Origin of the sequence: Cellulomonas fimi (assembly GCF_028527925.1) — a bacterium.
Classification (GTDB): Bacteria; Actinomycetota; Actinomycetes; order Actinomycetales; family Cellulomonadaceae; genus Cellulomonas; species Cellulomonas fimi_C.
This window is the reverse complement of sequence record NZ_JAPESW010000002.1, coordinates 124,576-141,645: the sequence shown is the minus strand read 5'-3', so window position 1 is coordinate 141,645 and position 17,070 is coordinate 124,576. Positions and strand designations below refer to the sequence as shown.

The following is a 17,070-nucleotide window of genomic DNA, read 5'->3' as shown; positions in this document are numbered from 1 at the left end:
GTCGCGTCGCCGACGGGTGTGATCCGTGCCGCTCACCGTGCGCCACGTGCCGCCGACGGCGACGATCGGAGGATGACCAGCAGCGCCGCCCGCACCGCCGCGGCCCCCGACTGGGCGGTCGAGGAGCACGGCACCGGACGCGGCACCACCACGCACGTCCTCGTGCACGGCATCGGCGCCTCGGCGCGATACTTCCGCCCCCTCGCCCGGTCGCTCGCACGCCCGCCTGCCGGAGCGCCGGGCAGCGGTGGGCTCGTCCTCGTCCCCGACCTGCCAGGGTTCGGCCGCTCGCCCCGTGCCGACCACGCGCCCACGATCGCCAAGCTCGCGGACGGGCTCGTCGAGCAGCTCGCCGCCCGAGGCGTCGACCGTGCGGTGCTCGTCGGGCACTCCATGGGTGCGCAGGTCGTGACCGAGGTCGCCCGGCGCCACCCCGCCGTCGCGGAGCGCGTCGTCCTGCTCGGGCCGGTCGTCGAGTCCGACGCCCGCTCCGCGGTCGCCCAAGCCGTGCGCCTCGTCCGCGACACGCCGCACGAGCCGCTGCGCGCCAACGCGATCGTCTTCAGCGACTACGCCCGCGCCGGCGTGCGCTGGTACGCCCGGCAGCTGCCGCACATGCTCGGCTTCCCGACGGAGACCGCCGTGGCCGCGGTGCGGTGCCCCGTCCTCGTCGTGCGCGGCGAGCAGGACCGCGTCGCGTCCGACGGCTGGGTCGAGCGCCTCGCCCGGATCGCACCCGACGGCCGCGCCGTCGTGGTCCCCGGCGCCGCGCACGTCGTCCAGTACTCGCACCCGGACGTCGTCGCCGAGCTGTGCCGCGGCGGGTCGCCCGCGGGCGTCCGCTGGGTGGGTCCGTGAGCGACGCGCCGGCGCAGGACGACGACGCCGGCGGCCGTGACGCCGTCGGACGGGCCGTACCCGGCGACGCGGCCCGTCGCAGCTGGTGGCGGGTCGCGGACTACCTCTACGCGGGCTGGTACCAGGTGCTCGGTGTGCTGCGACCCGGCGAGCCGGACCGCTACCTGACCCCGTCGAGCCCTGTCGCACCCGACGTCGTCCTCGTGCCCGGCGTGATGGAGCCCTGGCCCTTCCTCCAGCCGCTCGCCCAGCGACTCTTCGAGGCCGGGCACCCGGTGCACGTCGTGCCCGGGCTCGGCTACCACGTGCAGGACCTCGCGGAGGCGGCCCGGGTCGTCGCCGAGCTGATCCTCGAGCGTGACCTGCGCGACGTCGTCGTGGTCGCGCACTCCAAGGGCGGTCTCGTCGGCAAGCGGCTGCTGAGCGAGCCCGCCGTCGCCGACCGGGTGTGCGGGGTCGTCGCCGTCGCCACGCCGTTCGCCGGGTCGCGGCTCGCCCGGCTCCTCCCGCTGCGGGCCATCCGGATCTTCCGGCCCGACCACCCGGACATCGTCGGGCTCGCGCGCGTCGTCGACGTCGACGAGCGCATCGTGTCTGTCTTCTCACGCTGGGACCCCCACGTGCCGGAGGGGTCGATGCTCGCCGGCGCGCAGAACGTCGAGCTCCGGACCCCCGGACACTTCCGCGTCCTCGCCGACCCGCGCCTGCCCGACGTGGTCCTCGACGCCGTCCGCCGCCTCGCCCGCTGACCCGTGCACCCTTGCTGCCGGCGTGCGGCGGCGGATCGCCGACTGTCAGCGGGACCTGAGGATGTCCGCGAGGTCGAACGTCACCGGCGTCTCGAGCTGCGCGTACGTGCACGACTCGGGGTCCCGGTCCGGGCGCCACCGGCGGAACTGCGCGGTGTGCCGGAACCGGTCGCCCTCCATGTGGTCGTACGCGACCTCGACCACGAGCTCCGGCGACAGCGGCACGAACGACAGGTCCTTCGTCGCGTTCCAGCGGCTCACCGCTCCTGGCAGCCGGTTGCCCGCGTGCGCCTCGGCGTCTGCCCACCGACCCCAGGGGTGCTCGGCGAGCGACACGTTCCGGTAGGGGGCCAGATCGTCGAGCAGCGTCTTGCGGCGTGCCATCGGGAACGACGCGCTGACGCCCACGTGCTGCAGGTCGCCCGCCTCGTTGTACAGGCCCAGGAGCAGCGACCCCACGACGTCGCCGGACTTGTGCCAGCGGAACCCCGCCACCACGCAGTCCGCCGTCCGCTCGTGCTTGATCTTGAACATCGCGCGCTTGTCCGGCTGGTACGTGCCGTCGAGCGGCTTCGCGACGACCCCGTCGAGTCCCGCACCCTCGAACCTCGTGAACCAGTCCTGCGCCTCCGCCATGTCGCCCGTCGCGGGCGTCACGAACACAGGGTCGTGCGCGTCCTTCAGCGCGTCGACGAGCGCCGCGCGCCTGTCGCGGAAGGGGCGCTGCGTGTAATCCTCGTCGCCGAGCGCCAGCAGGTCGAACGCGACGAAGCTCGCGGGAGTCGTGCCGCTCAGCAGCTTCACGCGGCTCGCGGCCGGGTGGATGCGCTGCTGCAGCGCGTCGAAGTCCAGCCGGTCGCCCGTGACGACGACGATCTCCCCGTCCAGCACGCAGCGTTCCGGCGTGTTCGCCTTGATCGCTTCCACGAGCTCGGGGAAGTAGCGCGTCATCGGCTTCTCGTTGCGGCTGCCGAGCTCGACCTCGTCACCGTCGCGGAACACGATCGTCCGGAACCCGTCCCACTTCGGCTCCACGTGGCCGACGTCGGGGATCGTCGGGACGGACTTCGCGAGCATCGGCGCGACGGGTGGCATCACGGGCAGGCGCATGCGCCCATCGTGCCCGTCCCCGCCCACACCGGCCGGTCGAACGTGCCGGTCACCGTCGCGTCGACGCGGCATCCCAGCCGAGTCGCGCCGCCACGACGTCCGCCGCCCGCGACGGGAACGCGTCCCAGCCGGGTTCGAGCACGTCGCGCGCGAGCGCGTGCAGCCCGCGCGCTGCCTCCTCCACGGGCGACGCGAGCGCGGCCGTCAACCGAGCGCCGATCTCCGGGTAGGCCTTCTCGAACCGGCGCGAGGGGTCGATGGACTCCCGAGTCGTCACCTGCGTCGGGATGCGGGCGCGGATCGCCAGCACGAGGTGCTTCACCGCCCACTGGCGCACCATCTCACCGCCGCTCAGCACCTCCCCCCGACGGGCACGACCGACGCCCACCATGAGCTTCACCAGCGCGAGGGCCGTGTCGTTCGCAGGGTCCGCCTCGGGCTCCGCCGCCGCCCGACGGTCCGCCGCCTCGACCATCGCCGCGAGCGTCCCGTCGCCGTCGAGGACGACGTCGTGGTGCACGAGCACCGCGCCGCCGAGCTCAGCGCCCGTCGCCGCAGCGAACTCCATGAGGTGCCCGTCGTCGTAGAGCACCGCGAACCCGATCGCGCCCTCACGCGCGACGGACACGATCCGATGGGCGTCCGGCAGCCACGCGCGGACGTCCCGCACCTCGTCGCCCTTGCCGTCCGCGGCGATGACGAAGAAGTCGTGGTCCGACCACTCGTCACGACGTGCGGCCTCGGACCGCGCCGCCGACCCGAGCAGCACCAGGCCGACCGCCGAAGGATGGGCGCGGACCGCCTCCAGCAGGGCGGCGCTGAGATCGTCGAAGCTCCCGACGGGCATCCGTCTTCCTCCGGGGGCGTGCACGAGACGGGACGTCGGGACGCTAGTTCACCCCGGGAGGAGTGCGACGTGCGACATGCCGATCCTCACCCGCGCAGGCCCATCGCGGAGCAGAAGGCACGCTCGCTCGAACCTGCGCCGGTCATTCCAGGTTCTTCAGCTCCTCGAGCTTGGGCAGGGTGATGTCGTGGTGCTCAGCCGGGAGCTCCCGTCGGCCGACCTCCGTCATGGTGTGGAGGAGCGCGATGACGGCGTCCTGCTCGGCGGGCGAGAACTCGGTGAGGTCGAGCCATGGCACGCCCGCGTCGGCGTGCTCGCGCGCGAGGCGTCGCACGTCCTCGCTCTCCGCTGACTCGGCGATCTTCTCGAGCAGCCAGAAGAACAGCCCGTTCCGGGCCTCCCACCAGGTCTCGTTCCTGCCGTCGATCGTTCCCCAACCCATGCCGGTCTCGCTGCTCCTACCTCGTGAACCGCCGCGCCCACGAGGCCGACCGCGGTAACGAGGTCAGCACGACGCGCTCATCTATCGCGTCGAGGTCGGCTCATGCGTCGTGCCACGTGAAGGTTCGCCACGCGTCGGGCAGGTCGCGGGCATCAGCCCATCGTGTCGTACCGGGCATGACGGAAACCCCGTCCGTCACCCTCCAGTCGGGCTGCCACGGGTAGATCGCCGACTCCTCGGAGACCGAGGCGGGGTCGAGCCATGCCTCGCCCCCGCTGTCGCAGAAGAGGATGACGCGACCGCTCGACGTCACGAGCGGACACACGAGTCCCTGGTCATCGTTGGGGCACTCAGCGAGCCAGATCACCTTCACCGCCCCATCGGGATGCCGGCGACTGGATAGGACGAGATCACGTGGTCTCCCTCGGTCACGATCTTGATGTAGGAGACGGGCGGATTCCCCGACGTAACGCCGCTCTGCCCGCCGACAAACCCGACGTCACGCTGCATGTTCACGAAGTAGACCGTACGGGGACCCTGGACCTGAACCACAGCATCCCCCCGGCGTGCAGCCCTCCACGCCTCGTCCGTCGTCCGAAGCGGGTCGACGATGAAGACACCATGGGCACCGGGCCTCGTCGGCACGTCGGCCGCATGGTGGAGAACGTGGTCGACCCTCGAGTCGAAGCGGGTGTCCGGATCAGGTCCGAAGAGCAACCCCGCCGGGGAGCGATACGTGCCGTCCGGGAGCATTGCGAGCGCGAAGTCGTCACGTGCGGGAACGTCGGCCTCGAGGACGACTGTCGCTGAGGACGGTATGTCGTCCATCGCCAAGGTGGTCCTGGCGGGCGGAAGGATGCGCGCAGGCAGCGTCGCGTCGTGGAGAACGGAGCCGGTGCGGCTCATCACCGTCGTCGCGCGAGCGCCCTTCAGCAGTGAACCCGCTGCACCGGAACCAGGAAGCAGGAACATCGCGATGGTCCCTGTGGCACGGGCGGGGTCGTCCTCCCACAGATCCCACGCAACCAGCGACTTCGCCGCCACGTAGCGTGCGTCCGAGCCCCGAGCGCCTGACCCGAAGAGGTCGCCGATCAGCGCCCACGATGTCGCGGCGTACGACCAGTCGTGGTGCCACGACTCGTCGAAGCCGACGAGGCCGGCGGTTCCGACGACGCCGCCCCACACGCTGTCGACGGCGATGCCGTCCCAGAGGAACCGCTTGATCTGGACCGCGGCGGACTTGGGGCAGGGGTCGTGGCGGCGGACGACCTGGCCCCACGGCTGGTCGTCCGCCGGGAGCGTCATCGCGCGGGAGACGTGGAGGCCGTCGGGGGTGCACTCGCGGAGGGCGGTCTCGCCGCGGGTCGCCGCGCGGATGCGCAGCGCGCAGACGCGAGCCGCCTCGTCGACCAGCGACTGCTGGACGCCGACCTCGTGCACGAGTCGGGTGTTCTCGTCGACGAGGTGCTGGTTGTCGTCCCAACGCTCTCTCGTCGCAGCTCGCGCGTGGAAGGAGTAGGCGTCGTTGCGGAGGCGGGCGAGGGTGCGCTGGAGCGTTCGGATGGTGTCGGCGTACTGGCGGACCGCGGCGGCGACCTGGCCGAGCCCGTCGGCGTAGCGGGCGGTGGCGGGCTCGACGGGGAGGACGCCGTCGAGGAGGGTCGGCGCCTCCGGGGCGTCGTAGACGGCGGCCAGGGCGCGCCAGCGGTCGACGACGTCGGCACCGCCCGCGCGTACGCCGCGTGACGCGGTGACGAGGTCCGCCGCCAGCCGTTCCAGCGCGTCGGGGCGCAGGTCGCGGCCCGGGATCATCTCGGGGTCGATGCCCGCGTAGGTCGTCACGACGTCCAGCCCCAGGCGGTCTGGGCTGTGCGCAGGGTGTCGCGTGCCATCTGCTCGTCGCCCGCCTGGTAGAGCGCCGAGGCCTCCGCGGCCGCGGACGCGACGGCGGCGACGCGCGCGAGGTTCGCCGCGGTGAGTGCGGTGTACGTCTCGACGAAGGCGACGAGCTCGGTCGCGATGACGACGTCGCCGGCCGCGTCCATGATCTCGACGCACGTGTCGGTGGCACGGCCTGCGACGACGGCGAGGTCGGTCGACGCGGAGTCCACGCGCTCCAGCACCCCGGTCACGCCCGCAGGGTCTATCTGCCACCCGGTCATCGGCCGCGCCTCGCGGTCGTCGTGACCGTGACGTCGGTCGTCGTGCCTCGCGTCGTCCGCATCGCGCCCCCTGCGTCCGGCCCCGCCCGGTCGGGGGAGGGTCGTGGTCCTGTCGAGCGCCGAGCGTGCCCGAGTCCCGCCCGTCGGCGTCGGAGTTGTGCACAGGCCCACGTCTCACAGGTGGCGCACGGGTGTGCTCCAGTGCCCGTCCGGGTTCGCGGCGTTGTGTGGTCCTCGACGACGAACGACGCGTGAGCCGAGGAGGACACGATGGACGACACGACCCGCACCGGCGGCACGCCCGGGGACGAGACGCCCCACCCGACGCAGGACGCGAGCGGGCAGCCCACGACGGACGGCGCTGCTCCCGACAGGACCGACGCGACGGCCCAGCCCGCCAGCCCCACTCGCACGGACGACCAGCCGACGCCGACGGTGGCGCTGCCGCAGCATCACGCCGTTCCGGCGGCGTCACCGGCCGCCGCACCGGTCGCTCCGGCCGGTGGAGCTGCCGCTGCGCCGGTCGCTCCGGCGGGTGCACCCGCCCCGGGGCCAGGCGACCCGGCCGGCGTACCCGGCGCGGTGCCCGTAGCCGCGGGCTACCCGACCGTCCCGGGCGCGGCTCCGACCGGTCCGTACCCGCCGGGTGCGAGCTTCGGGCCGTTCCGCTCGCCGAGCGCTGCTGCGCCCGGCCAGCCGCGGTCGCCCAGGCCGCCGCTCACCGTCCGCCGCGGGGCCGCCGCCGGCGTGGTCGCGGGCGCGCTCGCGCTCGGTCTGGTGCTCGGCGGAGGCACCGCGTGGGGGATCACGAGCGTGCTCGACAGGCACGACCGCACCGAGGTGTCCGACGCCGAGTGGCCGCCGCGGCCCTGGTCGGACGGCGAGCGACCGGCCATCCCCGACCTGCCGGACCGCCAGGCACCCGGTGGTCGCACGGGCCCGGGAGCGAGCGACGACAGCAGCGGCACGGGCACGACGAGCGCGCAGACGGCGACCCCGGCGAGCGACGCGCAGCAGGTCGGCGTCGTGACGATCAGCAGCACGCTCGGCTACCAGGGCGGCGAGTCGGCGGGCACCGGCATGGTGCTGACGACCGACGGTCTCGTCCTGACGAACCACCACGTCGTCGAGGGCGCGACCTCCATCAGCGTCACCGTCGAGTCGACGGGGCGGACGTACGAGGCGACCGTCGTCGGCTACGACGCGTCCGCCGACGTCGCGCTCCTGCAGCTCACGGACGCGTCAGGGCTCGCGACGGTCACCCTCGACGACGACGGTGGCGCGCAGGTCGGCGACACGGTCACGGCGGTCGGCAACGCCGAGGGCACGGGCGACCTCGTGGCCGCGTCGGGTGCGGTCACCGGCACGGACGAGACCATGACGGCGTCGACGTCGTCGTCTGGCAGCTCCGAGACGCTGAGCGGGCTGCTGGAGTTCTCGGCGGCCGTCGTCGGCGGCGACTCGGGCGGGCCGGTCCTGGACGACGAGGGCGAGGTCGTGGGCATGACGACGGCCGCGTCGGTCGGCGGCACGGCGACGGTCGCGTACGCGATCGACATCGTCGACGCGGTCGCGGTGGTGCAGCAGATCGAGGCCGGGCACGAGGGCGACGGCGTCGTCCTGGGCTACCCGGCGTTCCTCGGGATCGGGCTCGGGACCGACGACGGCACGGGCGCGCGCGTCGCGGGCGTCCTCGACGGGACCCCCGCCGCCACGGCCGGGCTCGCGGCGGGCGACGTCATCACGGCGGTCGACGGCACGGCCGTGACCGGCGCCGACGCGCTCACGGCCGCGCTCGCGGGCCACGAGCCGGGCGACACGGTCACGCTCACGTGGACCTCCGCCGCGACGGGCACCTCGACGCAGGCGGCGGTCACGCTCGCGCAGGGGCCGGTCGGCTGACCGGAGACGACCGACGCCGATCGGCGGGGGAGGACGGGCGGTGCCGCCGGAGGGGACGGCACCGCCCGTCGGCGCGCGCCGGACCCCAATCGACCGGCCCCGCCCGTGCGCGTGCGCCGGACCCCGTACCGAGCGGCACCGCCCGCAGGCGTGCGTCGGACCTCGTGCCGACCGGCGCGTGGGCGTGCGTCGGACCCCGTCCCTACCCTGGGGCGATGACGACCGACGTCCGCCCCGCGCACGGGCGCTTCGACGACTTCCGCCTGGTCGTCGGCACGAAGAGCCCGACGGCGGGCGGCTGCTGGTGCACGGCGTACCGCGACTCGTCTGTGCCCAACGACCAGCGTGCCGACTACATGCGGCAGCAGTGCGCGACCGACCCGGGTCCCGGCGTCCTCGTCTACGTCGACGACGAGCCCGCGGGGTGGTGCTCGGTCGCGCCGCGCTCCTCGTACAAGCGGCTGATGCGCTCGCGGACGATCCCGTTCGTCGACGACCGCGACCCGTGGAGCGTCGTCTGCTTCGTCGTCCGGCCGCCGTTCCGCAAGCGCGGGCTGATGCACGTCCTGCTGGACGGAGCCGTGGAGCACGCGCGGGCGCACGGTGCCGAGGTCGTCGAGGGCTACCCGATCGAGGCGGGCGGCAGCCGCGTCGACCTCATCTCGGGCTACGTCGGTAGCGTCGAGCTGTTCGAGGCGGGCGGGTTCGAGGTCGTCGCGCCCACGTCGGGGCGGTCGGGGGGCCGTCCGCGCGTGATCGTCCGCCGCGAGCTGTGAGCAGGCGCCGGCGCGGTCAGGTCCGGTCGGCGAGCGCCGTCGCGAGGTCCGCGCGGGTCCGCACCCCGAGCTTCGTGTAGACGTTCCGCAGGTGGTACTCGATCGTCTTCGGGCTGAGGAACAGCGCGGCCGCGGCCTCGCGGGTCGTGCGGCCCGCGGCGAGCGTACGGGCGACCTGCAGCTCCTGCGGGGTCAGGTGGTCGAGTCCGGTGACGTCACGACGGTGTGCGGTCGCCCCGGTCGCGCGCAGCTCCGCGACGGCCTGGTCGGCCCACGGTGCGGCGCCCAGCGCGTCGAACGTCGTGAGCGCCGCGCGCAGGTGCGTGCGCGCGTCCGTCCGTCGACGCGCCCGCCGCAGGCGTGACCCGTACGCGAGCTGCGTGCGCGCCGTCTCGAAGACGTCGGGCGTGCGCGCGTGCGCGGCCAGCGCGGCCCCGAACCACGTGTCGACCTCGGCGTCGGCCGCGACCATCCCGCGGGCGCGTGCCGCCCGGGCGACCGACCACGGCTGGCCCTTCTCCTGCGCGCGCCGCGCGAGGTCGTCGACGATCGGCGCGGCGTCCGCGGCGCGGTCGAGACGCACGAGCGCGTCGACCATGTCCGCGGCCGGGGACACGTCGACGTCGCCGAACCCGAGCTCCACGAGCAGCTCCAGGAGCCGCAGGTAGGCGTCCAGGGCCTCCTGCGCGTCGCCCGTGCCGAGCGCGAGGTCGCCGAGCGCGGCCATGGCCCAGGCACGGAAGAAGCCGAGGTGCAGCCGGGTCGCGAGGTCGAGTGCCTCGCCCGCGTGCGCGCGGCACGCGTCGAGGGCCCCCTGGCGTGCCTCGAGCCACGCGAGACCCGCGAGCCCGGCGGCGAGGTCCGACGCCTGCCCGGCCTCGCGCGCCAGCCCCACGCCCTCGGTGTACGTGGCGGCGGCGTCGTTCCAGCGGTCCGTCGTGGCCTGGTCGCGCGCGACGTAGAACAGCAGCATCGGCAGCACGCCCAGGTCGGCCCGGCGGCGCAGGTGCGCGACGACCGTCGGGATGACGGCGCGGGCCGTGCCCTCCTCGCGCAGGTAGAGCGGCCCGATGACGAGCCAGGGGGCGAGCGCGGGGTCCTCGAGGAGGGCGGGGTCGTCGGCCACGTGGGTGGTCGCGTCGTGCAGGCGGTCCGGACCGCCGGTGCCCGTGAGGATGTCCGCGACACCGACCGCCATCGACCCGAGCCAGCGGGCACGGTCCGTGGCCAGGTCCGGCAGCAGGCTCTCGATGCGGCGGCCCGCGTCGGCCGCGGTCGCCATGTCGCCCGCGAACTGGGCCGCGAGGACGCCCTCGGCCAGCAGCGGGACGGCCGTGTCGGGGTCGGCGGCGGTCGTCCCTGCCGCGAGCAGCACGTCCCGCGCACGTTCGACCGACCCCGTCCGCGCGGTGACGGCCCCCTCGAGGGCGGCGGCGCGCAGGACCAGGTCAGGCGTGCGGGGCAGCGTCGACGACGCCGCGAGCAGGTCGAGCGCCGTCTCCGCCTGGCCCGCCCGCCAGGCCGACTCGGCCGCCGTGACAAGCCGGCGCGCGCGGACGGTGGTGTCGGGGGTGAGCGTCGCTGCGCGTTCGAAGCCCGCCGCGGCGACGGCGTGCGCACCGCGCCCACGGGCAGCAGTCGCGGCGGCGTCGAGGACCGCGGCGACGGCCTCGTCGGGCGTCGTCGTCGCCTCGCCGAGGTGCCAGGCCCGCCGGTCCAGGTCGCCGGGCGGGACGACGGAGGCGAGCGCGCGGTGCACCTCGCGGCGTCCGGCCGGAGCCGCTTCCGTCCACACCGCCGACCGCACGAGGTCGTGACGGAACGCGACGCGTCCCGCGTCGACGGTGACGAGCCCGGCCGCCGCGGCCTCGTCGAGGTCGGCGGTGTCGACGCCGAGCAGCGTGCACGCCGCTGCGGTCGCCGCCGGGTCGCCCGCGGCCGCCGACGCCACGAGGAGCGCGGTCCGGGCAGCGGACGACAGGGCGTCGGCCCGGGCCGCGAACGCGCGCGCGAGCGACGCCGGGACGGGGATCGGCGCCCCGTCCGGCAGTGCGCCGAGCGTGGCGTCGTCGGGCAGCTCGAGCAGCGCGAGCGGGTTGCCGCCCGTCGCGGCGAGCAGGCGGTCCCTCTCGTGCGCACCGAGCCGCCGGCCTGCGCTCCGGAGCAGCGCGTCCGCGTCTGCGTCCACGAGGCCGGTGACCGCCATGGTCGGCAGGCCCGCCTCCGTGATGGTCGACGGCTGGCCCGCGCGGACCGCGAGGAGGACGGCGACGGGGTCCGACGTGAGGCGGCGTGCCGCGAACGTGAGGGCGTGCGCGGTCGGTGCGTCGAGGAGGTGCGCGTCGTCGACCACGAGCGCGAGCGGCGCGTCCTCCGCGGCCCGGCTCAGCAGACCGAGCACACCCGCGCCGACGGCGAACCGCTCGCTCGCCGACCCGGGCCGCAGCGCGAGCGCCGCCCCGAGCGCGTCGGCCTGCGGCCCCGGCAGCCCGTCGAGGTGGTCGAGCACCGGACGCAGCAGCTGCAGCAGCCCGCCGAACGGCACGTCGCGCTCGCCGACGACGCCCTGCGCGCGCAGCGTGGTCATGCCGTGCGCAGCCGCGTCGTCGGCCGCGTCGTGGAGCAGCGCCGACTTGCCGATCCCCGCCTCGCCGACGACGACGAGGGTGCCGCCCTGCCCGACGCGCGCGCCGGCCGCCAGGGAGCGGATCACCTGGCGCTCGTGCTCGCGGCCGACCAGCACCGTCCCACTCTAGGGAGACCCCAGGGGGACCCCCTGATGCGACGCGGGGTTCGTCACCGGGAAGGTCGATCTCGGACAAACCGTCCACGACGTTTCCGAACAAGGAGCACCACCGTGACCCTCCAGGCCGATGCGCCGCAGCGCACCATCGACCCCGACAAGCTCATGTCCTTCGTCTTCCGTGCCGTCGACGAGGTCGGCGCCACCCTCAACACCGCGCTCGTCGTCATGGGCGACAAGCTCGGCTACTACCGCACGATGGCCGACGGTGAGCCGATCACGCCGGCGTCGCTCGCCGAGCGCACCGCGACCGCCGAGCCGTACGCGCGCGAGTGGCTGTCCGCGCAGGCCGCGGGCGGCTACGTCGAGTACGACCCGGCGACGCGCCGCTACACGCTGCCCGCCGAGCACGCCGTCGCGCTCGCCGACCCGTCCAGCCCCGCGTACCTGCCGGGTTTCTTCCAGCTCGCCGCCGGCACGGTCCGCGACGCGCCGGAGATCCTCACCGCCGCGACCGACGGTGACGGGCTCGGGTGGCACGCGCACAACGGCGACGTGCACCACGGGTGCGAGCGGTTCTTCCGCACCATGTACAACGGGCACCTGCTGAACGAGTGGCTGCCCGCGCTCGACGGCGTCGTCGACAAGCTGACGGCCGGAGCGCGGGTCGCCGACGTCGGCTGCGGGCACGGGGCCTCGACGATCCTCATGGCGCAGGCGTTCCCTCGCTCGACGTTCGTGGGGTCGGACTACCACGCGGGGTCGATCGCGGTCGCGCGGGCTCGGGCCGAGGAGGCGGGCGTCGCCGACCGCGTGACGTTCGAGGTCGCGTCGGCCACGGAGTTCACCGGCCGTGACTTCGACCTGATCGCGATGTTCGACTGCCTGCACGACATGGGCGACCCGGTCGGCGCAGCGCGCTACGTCCGCCAGGCCCTGGCCGACGACGGCACGTGGATGGTCGTCGAGCCCAAGGCCGGCGACCGCGTCGAGGACAACCTCAACCCCGTCGGCCGCACGTACTACGGCTTCTCGACGCTGCTGTGCACGCCCGCGTCGCTGTCGCAGGACGTCGGCCTCGCGCTCGGCACGCAGGCCGGGCCGGCGCGCATCCGCGACGTCGCGACCGCTGGCGGGTTCGGCGGCTCGTTCCGGACCGCGGCGACGACGCCGTTCAACAACGTGTTCGAGATCCGGCCGTGAGCAGTCCGCGTGCCCCGCGCCCGTCGGGTGCGACCCCGGCGGCGGGTGCGGTCGGTCCGGGGCGAGGGGGTGACCTGGGGGCCGTGGCGGCGCAGACTGCGTCTGTGAGCCACGGCCCCCGGGCCACGCCCGAGCAGTCGTCGCCGGTGTCGCGTCCTGCGGCCGGCGGTGGTCCCGCGTCGACGACGTCGGCCGAGACCGCCGCGCTGGGCGGCGGAGCGCCGTCGTCCGCTCTGCCGCGCGGCCACCACCCGAGCCGGTCGGCCGCCCCGGACGTCGAGGGCGTCGCGACGCGCGGCGACGTGCGGATCGCCTGGGCCGTCTACGGCGACCACCACGACGCGTCCGTCCCGACGGTGGTGCTCGTGCCCACGTGGTCGATCGTGCCGTCCCGGTTCTGGAAGCTCCAGGTCGGTTACCTCGCGCGGCACTTCCGCGTCGTCACCTTCGACGGGCGGGGGAGCGGTGCGTCGTCACGACCTGTCGGCGCCGCCGCCTACACCGACGCCGAGTACGCGGCCGACCTGCTCGCGGTCCTCGACGCGACCTCGACGTCGGCGCCCGTGCTCGTGACGCTGTCGTGCGGTGCCGCGTGGGCCGTCCACCATGCCGCTCGGCACCCGTCGCGCGTCAGCGGCATCGTCGCGATCGCCCCGTCGTGCGGGCTCGACGTCGCGACCCCCGGTCGTGATGAGGTGCCGTGGGACCGTCCCCTCGACACGACGCACGGCTGGGCGAAGTACAACAAGCACTACTGGCTCGGCGGCGGGTACGACGACTTCGTCGACTTCTTCTTCCGGCGCATGTTCCCCGAGCCGCACTCGACGAAGCAGATCGAGGACTGCGTCGGGTGGGCGCACGAGATCACGCCGCAGGTTCTCGCCGACACCACCGCCGGTCGGCTGGGGTGCGACGGAGCCGTGTGCGAGTCGATCGTGCCGCTCACCCAGGCCGTGACCTGCCCGGTGCTCGTCGTCCACGGATCCGACGACCGCATCCGCCCGCTCGCGTTCGGCGAACGTCTGGCTGAGCTGACCCGCGGGTCGCTCGTCGTCCTCGACGGAGCCGGGCACGGCCCGCCCGCGCGTGACCCCGTGAAGACGAACCACCTGATCCGCTCGTTCGTCGAGCGCGTCGCGGGCCCCTCCGGCGCGCCGCGGGTCGAGGGACCGGAGGTCGTCGCGGACGCGTCGCTCTCTGCGTCCTCGGGCGTCACCGCCCGTCGCACGTGGACCCGAGCCCGCAACCGCCCTCGACGCGTTCTCTACCTCTCGTCGCCCATCGGGCTCGGGCACGCCCAGCGCGACGTCGCGATCGCCGCCGCGCTGCGCGAGCGTCGGCCCGACCTGCAGATCGACTGGCTCGCGCAGCACCCCGTGACCCGCGTCCTCGCCCAGCACGGCGAGCGCGTCCACCCGGCGTCGGCGTGGCTGCGCAACGAGTCGGGGCACGTCGAGCACGAGGCCGGCGAGCACGACCTGCACGCGTTCCAGGCGATCCGACGCATGGACGAGATCCTCGTGAGCAACTTCATGGTGTTCTCCGACGTCGTCGAGTCCGGCGCCTACGACCTGGTCGTCGGCGACGAGGCGTGGGACGTCGACTACTTCCTGCACGAGAACCCCGAGCTCAAGCGGTTCGCGTTCGCGTGGATGACTGACTTCGTCGGGTGGCTGCCGATGCCCGACGGGGGAGCGCACGAGGCCGCGCTGACGGCCGACTACAACGCCGACATGATCGAGCAGCGGGCTCGCTTCGCGCGGGTTCGGGACCGGTCGGTGTTCGTCGGGTCACTCGACGACGTCGTCGACCAGCCCTTCGGCCCGGACCTGCCGTCGATCCGCTCCTGGACCGCGGACAACTTCTCGTTCGCGGGCTACGTGACCGGCTTCGACCCGGCCGCAGCCGCCGCCGAGGCGCCCGCCGTCCGCGCCTCGCTCGGTGTCGCCCCCGACGAGCGGCTGTGCGTCGTCACCGTCGGCGGCTCCGGCGTCGGCGGCCCGATGCTGCAGCGCGTGCTCGACGCCGTCCCCGCCGCCCGGTCGCTGGCCCCCGACCTGCGGTTCGTCGTCGTCGCGGGACCGCGCATCGACCCCGCGTCGCTGCCGGCGCCGGACGGGGCGACCGTGCTCGGCTACGTCCCCGACCTGTACCGGCTGTCCGCCGCGTGCGACGTCGCGGTCGTGCAGGGTGGCCTGACGACCTGCATGGAGCTCACGGCCCTGCGCAAGCCGTTCGTGTACGTCCCGCTCCGTCACCACTTCGAGCAGACGTTCCACGTCCGCGCCCGCCTCGACCGCTACGAGGCCGGCCGTCACCTCCCATACGAGGAGGCGGTCGACCCCGACGGCCTCGCGGAGGCCATCGCCAAGGAGGCCGGCCGCGAGGTCACCTACCGCCCCGTCGAGACCGACGGGGCCGCCCGCGCCGCCGACCTCCTCGCCGACCTCGTCTGACCGACACGACCTGCTCGCAGACGTCTGACCGACGCGCGCTGCCCTCAGACACCGTTCGGTCGGCACCTCCCGGTGGCACCGGCGGGACGGCGAGCGTCGGCCCTCGGCCGAACGACCTCAGCAGTCGTCGGGCCTGGGGATGTCGGTGCAGAGGTCGTCGACCAGCCGCGAACGGCGCTCCTCGACGGTGAACGGTGCGCTCGTCGTCGCGGTCGTCGCCGTGCCGTTCACGTCGCGCCACACCGTCGTGCCGTCGACCCGGTACCGACCCTGCCACGTCGTCGTGAGCGTGACCTGCACCGTGCCGAGCCGCTCGTAGAAGTGGAACGTGTCATGGTCCGGCCACGCATGCCCCGGGCTGGTCGTGACCAGGTCCGCCGAGCCGTCCCCGAAGTCGTACCGGTAGCTCGCCGGCGTCGCGACGACGTCGACCCCGTACCCGAGCAGATCCGTCCGCAACGTCTGCTCGGCGGGATCGGTCATGACGATCGTCTCCTTGTTGACCAGCACCCACCCCCGATCGGGCTGCAACCGCAGCACGGGCGCCGCCAACGGCAACCGCCGGAAGTCCGCCGCCGTCATCGTCGGCACGGCATCCTCCGGACACGAGTACCCGAACGCCAACGTCCACAGCTCCGGCCAGGGCTGAGCCGCATCCGCGCGTTCCTGGCGCCAGAGCGGGAGCAACGGCGGACCGTCGACGCATACAGGAACGGGCACCGTCGTGTTCGATGCGCCGCATGCGATCAGCCCGTCGCCGTCTGTGTCGCCGTCGCCGAAGGCCTCGTCGTCGTCGCCCATCTCGACGCCACCACCCGTGCCCACGTTGCACATGGGCGCCCGCGTGTACCTGACGAGTGTGATCGCCGGATCGGCAGACCGAGATCGCCGCAGCTCTGCCTCTGCCTCGAATGCGTTCACGACGTAGGCGTCGTCCTCGGCCTGGGCACCCCAATCACCGGCTCGGGCGACCTCGGGCGTGACAACGATCAGCAGCACGGCGGCGACGATTGAGAGAGACCGGCGCCCCGTCATGCTGAGGTGGCTTCGGAGGAGACTGCGCGGACGAGCCACCGATCGTCGTCGAAGACGACGGCCATCTCGACTGCGAACGTCTGCGCGTCTGGGTTGTCGTCGACGCGCATGCCGAACTCGTTCTCCGAGTGGGACGGCGCCTCGTCGATCGTGAGGTAGATCGCAAAGTGGCGTCCAGGTACGACCTCTGTCCCGCGGGCCGCCGTCACGCCGATCCCGCCACCGACTGTGTGTTCTCGCCTCTCGACCTGGCCGGCAACATCTGCTTGCGTGCTGCTGCAGAACGCGCAGTCCGGGTGGCTGAGCGCCGCGAAGTCCGCGACGTCGTTGGTCTGCATCGCATACGGGAAGAGTTGAACAAAGTACGTCGCTACTGCCGTCGCGCCCTCGAGCGTCGGCGGTGAGTCGACCGCCGTGGGGCGCGTGGGCTTCTCGCCGTCGGGTAGGGGTGCCGTAAGGCTCTGCGTTGTGGGGCTAGGCGTCGACGATGCGCTCGGCGGTGGTCTGTGCGTAGCCGTCGGTGAGGCGTCAGGAGTGCTCGGCGGCGCCGGGTCCACCGTGCACGCCCCGAGGAAGGGAGCCGTCAACGTGACGACCAGTGACATGACGGCGATGCGGAGTTGGCCGTGCCCCCTTGCGCGGTTCGACATGCGGCGAAGGTAGTCGAATCGGACATCTCGGCGTCGGCCTCATCCACAGCCCGGTCGCCTGCCCACCGCGTGCAGGCCGCAGCGGTGTGCCGGGGAATGAGTGCGACGGGGGCGGTGTTGGGCAGTAGGCTGGGACG

At 73.9% G+C, this 17,070-nt stretch carries 15 protein-coding genes; 6 read left to right on the top strand and 9 right to left on the bottom strand.

Going from position 1 to position 17,070, the window contains the following annotated elements:
• Window positions 1-72 precede the first annotated feature (72 nt).
• Together OMK64_RS01545 and OMK64_RS01540 are read left to right on the top strand one after the other, a co-directional pair.
• Window positions 73-858, top strand: coding sequence for an alpha/beta fold hydrolase (locus OMK64_RS01545; protein ID WP_272726199.1), 786 nt, complete (start codon window positions 73-75; stop codon window positions 856-858).
• Window positions 855-1,607, top strand: a complete 753-nt coding sequence (locus tag OMK64_RS01540) for an esterase/lipase family protein (RefSeq protein ID WP_272726198.1) — start codon at window positions 855-857, stop codon at window positions 1,605-1,607. Before OMK64_RS01545 ends, OMK64_RS01540 begins: the two co-directional genes overlap by 4 nt.
• Window positions 1,608-1,652: 45 nt before the next feature.
• Here the strand turns inward: OMK64_RS01540 and OMK64_RS01535 are convergent, their stop codons facing one another.
• The 6 genes from OMK64_RS01535 to OMK64_RS01510 form a co-directional block, all read right to left on the bottom strand.
• Window positions 1,653-2,717 (bottom strand): ATP-dependent DNA ligase, encoded by a 1,065-nt coding sequence (locus OMK64_RS01535; RefSeq protein WP_272726197.1) that lies wholly within the window; start codon window positions 2,715-2,717, stop codon window positions 1,653-1,655.
• A 49-nt stretch (window positions 2,718-2,766) separates the two neighbouring features.
• Window positions 2,767-3,564: a hypothetical protein gene (locus tag OMK64_RS01530; protein ID WP_272726196.1), complete on the bottom strand. Its 798-nt coding sequence runs from the start codon at window positions 3,562-3,564 to the stop codon at window positions 2,767-2,769.
• A 142-nt stretch (window positions 3,565-3,706) separates the two neighbouring features.
• Window positions 3,707-4,006, bottom strand: coding sequence for a hypothetical protein (locus OMK64_RS01525; protein WP_272726195.1), 300 nt, complete (start codon window positions 4,004-4,006; stop codon window positions 3,707-3,709).
• Window positions 4,007-4,106: 100 nt separating this feature from the next.
• Entirely contained in the window at window positions 4,107-4,379 is a 273-nt protein-coding gene (locus tag OMK64_RS01520; RefSeq protein ID WP_272726194.1) for a hypothetical protein, read from the bottom strand.
• Window positions 4,376-5,848, bottom strand: a complete 1,473-nt coding sequence (locus tag OMK64_RS01515) for a hypothetical protein (RefSeq protein ID WP_272726193.1) — start codon at window positions 5,846-5,848, stop codon at window positions 4,376-4,378. The genes OMK64_RS01520 and OMK64_RS01515 overlap by 4 nt, the downstream gene beginning before the upstream one ends.
• Window positions 5,845-6,168 (bottom strand): DUF6507 family protein, encoded by a 324-nt coding sequence (locus OMK64_RS01510; RefSeq protein ID WP_272726192.1) that lies wholly within the window; start codon window positions 6,166-6,168, stop codon window positions 5,845-5,847. The genes OMK64_RS01515 and OMK64_RS01510 overlap by 4 nt, the downstream gene beginning before the upstream one ends.
• A gap of 270 nt (window positions 6,169-6,438) precedes the next feature.
• Between OMK64_RS01510 and OMK64_RS01505 the strand changes: the two genes are divergently transcribed.
• Window positions 6,439-8,070: a S1C family serine protease gene (locus OMK64_RS01505; protein ID WP_272726191.1), complete on the top strand. Its 1,632-nt coding sequence runs from the start codon at window positions 6,439-6,441 to the stop codon at window positions 8,068-8,070.
• Between the two features lie 215 nt (window positions 8,071-8,285).
• Window positions 8,286-8,846: a GNAT family N-acetyltransferase gene (locus tag OMK64_RS01500; RefSeq protein ID WP_272726190.1), complete on the top strand. Its 561-nt coding sequence runs from the start codon at window positions 8,286-8,288 to the stop codon at window positions 8,844-8,846.
• A 16-nt stretch (window positions 8,847-8,862) separates the two neighbouring features.
• On the opposite strand, the gene OMK64_RS01495 is transcribed toward OMK64_RS01500, so the two are convergent.
• Complete coding sequence (locus OMK64_RS01495; RefSeq protein WP_272726189.1) at window positions 8,863-11,589, bottom strand: AAA family ATPase; 2,727 nt, start codon at window positions 11,587-11,589, stop codon at window positions 8,863-8,865.
• 114 nt (window positions 11,590-11,703) lie between these two features.
• Here OMK64_RS01495 and OMK64_RS01490 point away from each other — a divergent pair, with 114 nt between their 5' ends.
• Window positions 11,704-12,792, top strand: a complete 1,089-nt coding sequence (locus OMK64_RS01490; protein WP_272726188.1) for a class I SAM-dependent methyltransferase — start codon at window positions 11,704-11,706, stop codon at window positions 12,790-12,792.
• 104 nt (window positions 12,793-12,896) lie between these two features.
• Window positions 12,897-15,248, top strand: a complete 2,352-nt coding sequence (locus tag OMK64_RS01485) for an alpha/beta fold hydrolase (protein ID WP_272726187.1) — start codon at window positions 12,897-12,899, stop codon at window positions 15,246-15,248.
• 117 nt (window positions 15,249-15,365) lie between these two features.
• Here OMK64_RS01485 and OMK64_RS01480 read toward each other — a convergent pair whose 3' ends face one another.
• Window positions 15,366-16,283 carry a hypothetical protein gene (locus OMK64_RS01480; protein WP_272726186.1) on the bottom strand — a complete coding sequence of 306 codons (918 nt, stop codon included), beginning with the start codon at window positions 16,281-16,283 and terminating at the stop codon, window positions 15,366-15,368.
• Window positions 16,280-16,933 (bottom strand): DUF6318 family protein, encoded by a 654-nt coding sequence (locus tag OMK64_RS01475; protein ID WP_272726185.1) that lies wholly within the window; start codon window positions 16,931-16,933, stop codon window positions 16,280-16,282. The genes OMK64_RS01480 and OMK64_RS01475 overlap by 4 nt, the downstream gene beginning before the upstream one ends.
• Window positions 16,934-17,070 lie beyond the last annotated feature (137 nt).

Excerpts from the sequence above, each read along its gene's own strand:
- OMK64_RS01525 (WP_272726195.1), bottom strand. The coding sequence starts at position 4,006 with ATGGGTTGGGGAACGATCGACGGCAGGAACGAGACCTGGTGGGAGGCC.
- OMK64_RS01480 (WP_272726186.1), bottom strand. The coding sequence starts at position 16,283 with ATGACGGGGCGCCGGTCTCTCTCAATCGTCGCCGCCGTGCTGCTGATC.
- OMK64_RS01510 (WP_272726192.1), bottom strand. The coding sequence starts at position 6,168 with ATGACCGGGTGGCAGATAGACCCTGCGGGCGTGACCGGGGTGCTGGAG.
- OMK64_RS01475 (WP_272726185.1), bottom strand. The coding sequence starts at position 16,933 with ATGTCGAACCGCGCAAGGGGGCACGGCCAACTCCGCATCGCCGTCATG.
- OMK64_RS01505 (WP_272726191.1), top strand. The coding sequence starts at position 6,439 with ATGGACGACACGACCCGCACCGGCGGCACGCCCGGGGACGAGACGCCC.
- OMK64_RS01545 (WP_272726199.1), top strand. The coding sequence starts at position 73 with ATGACCAGCAGCGCCGCCCGCACCGCCGCGGCCCCCGACTGGGCGGTC.
- OMK64_RS01500 (WP_272726190.1), top strand. The coding sequence starts at position 8,286 with ATGACGACCGACGTCCGCCCCGCGCACGGGCGCTTCGACGACTTCCGC.
- OMK64_RS01535 (WP_272726197.1), bottom strand. The coding sequence starts at position 2,717 with ATGCGCCTGCCCGTGATGCCACCCGTCGCGCCGATGCTCGCGAAGTCC.
- OMK64_RS01530 (WP_272726196.1), bottom strand. The coding sequence starts at position 3,564 with ATGCCCGTCGGGAGCTTCGACGATCTCAGCGCCGCCCTGCTGGAGGCG.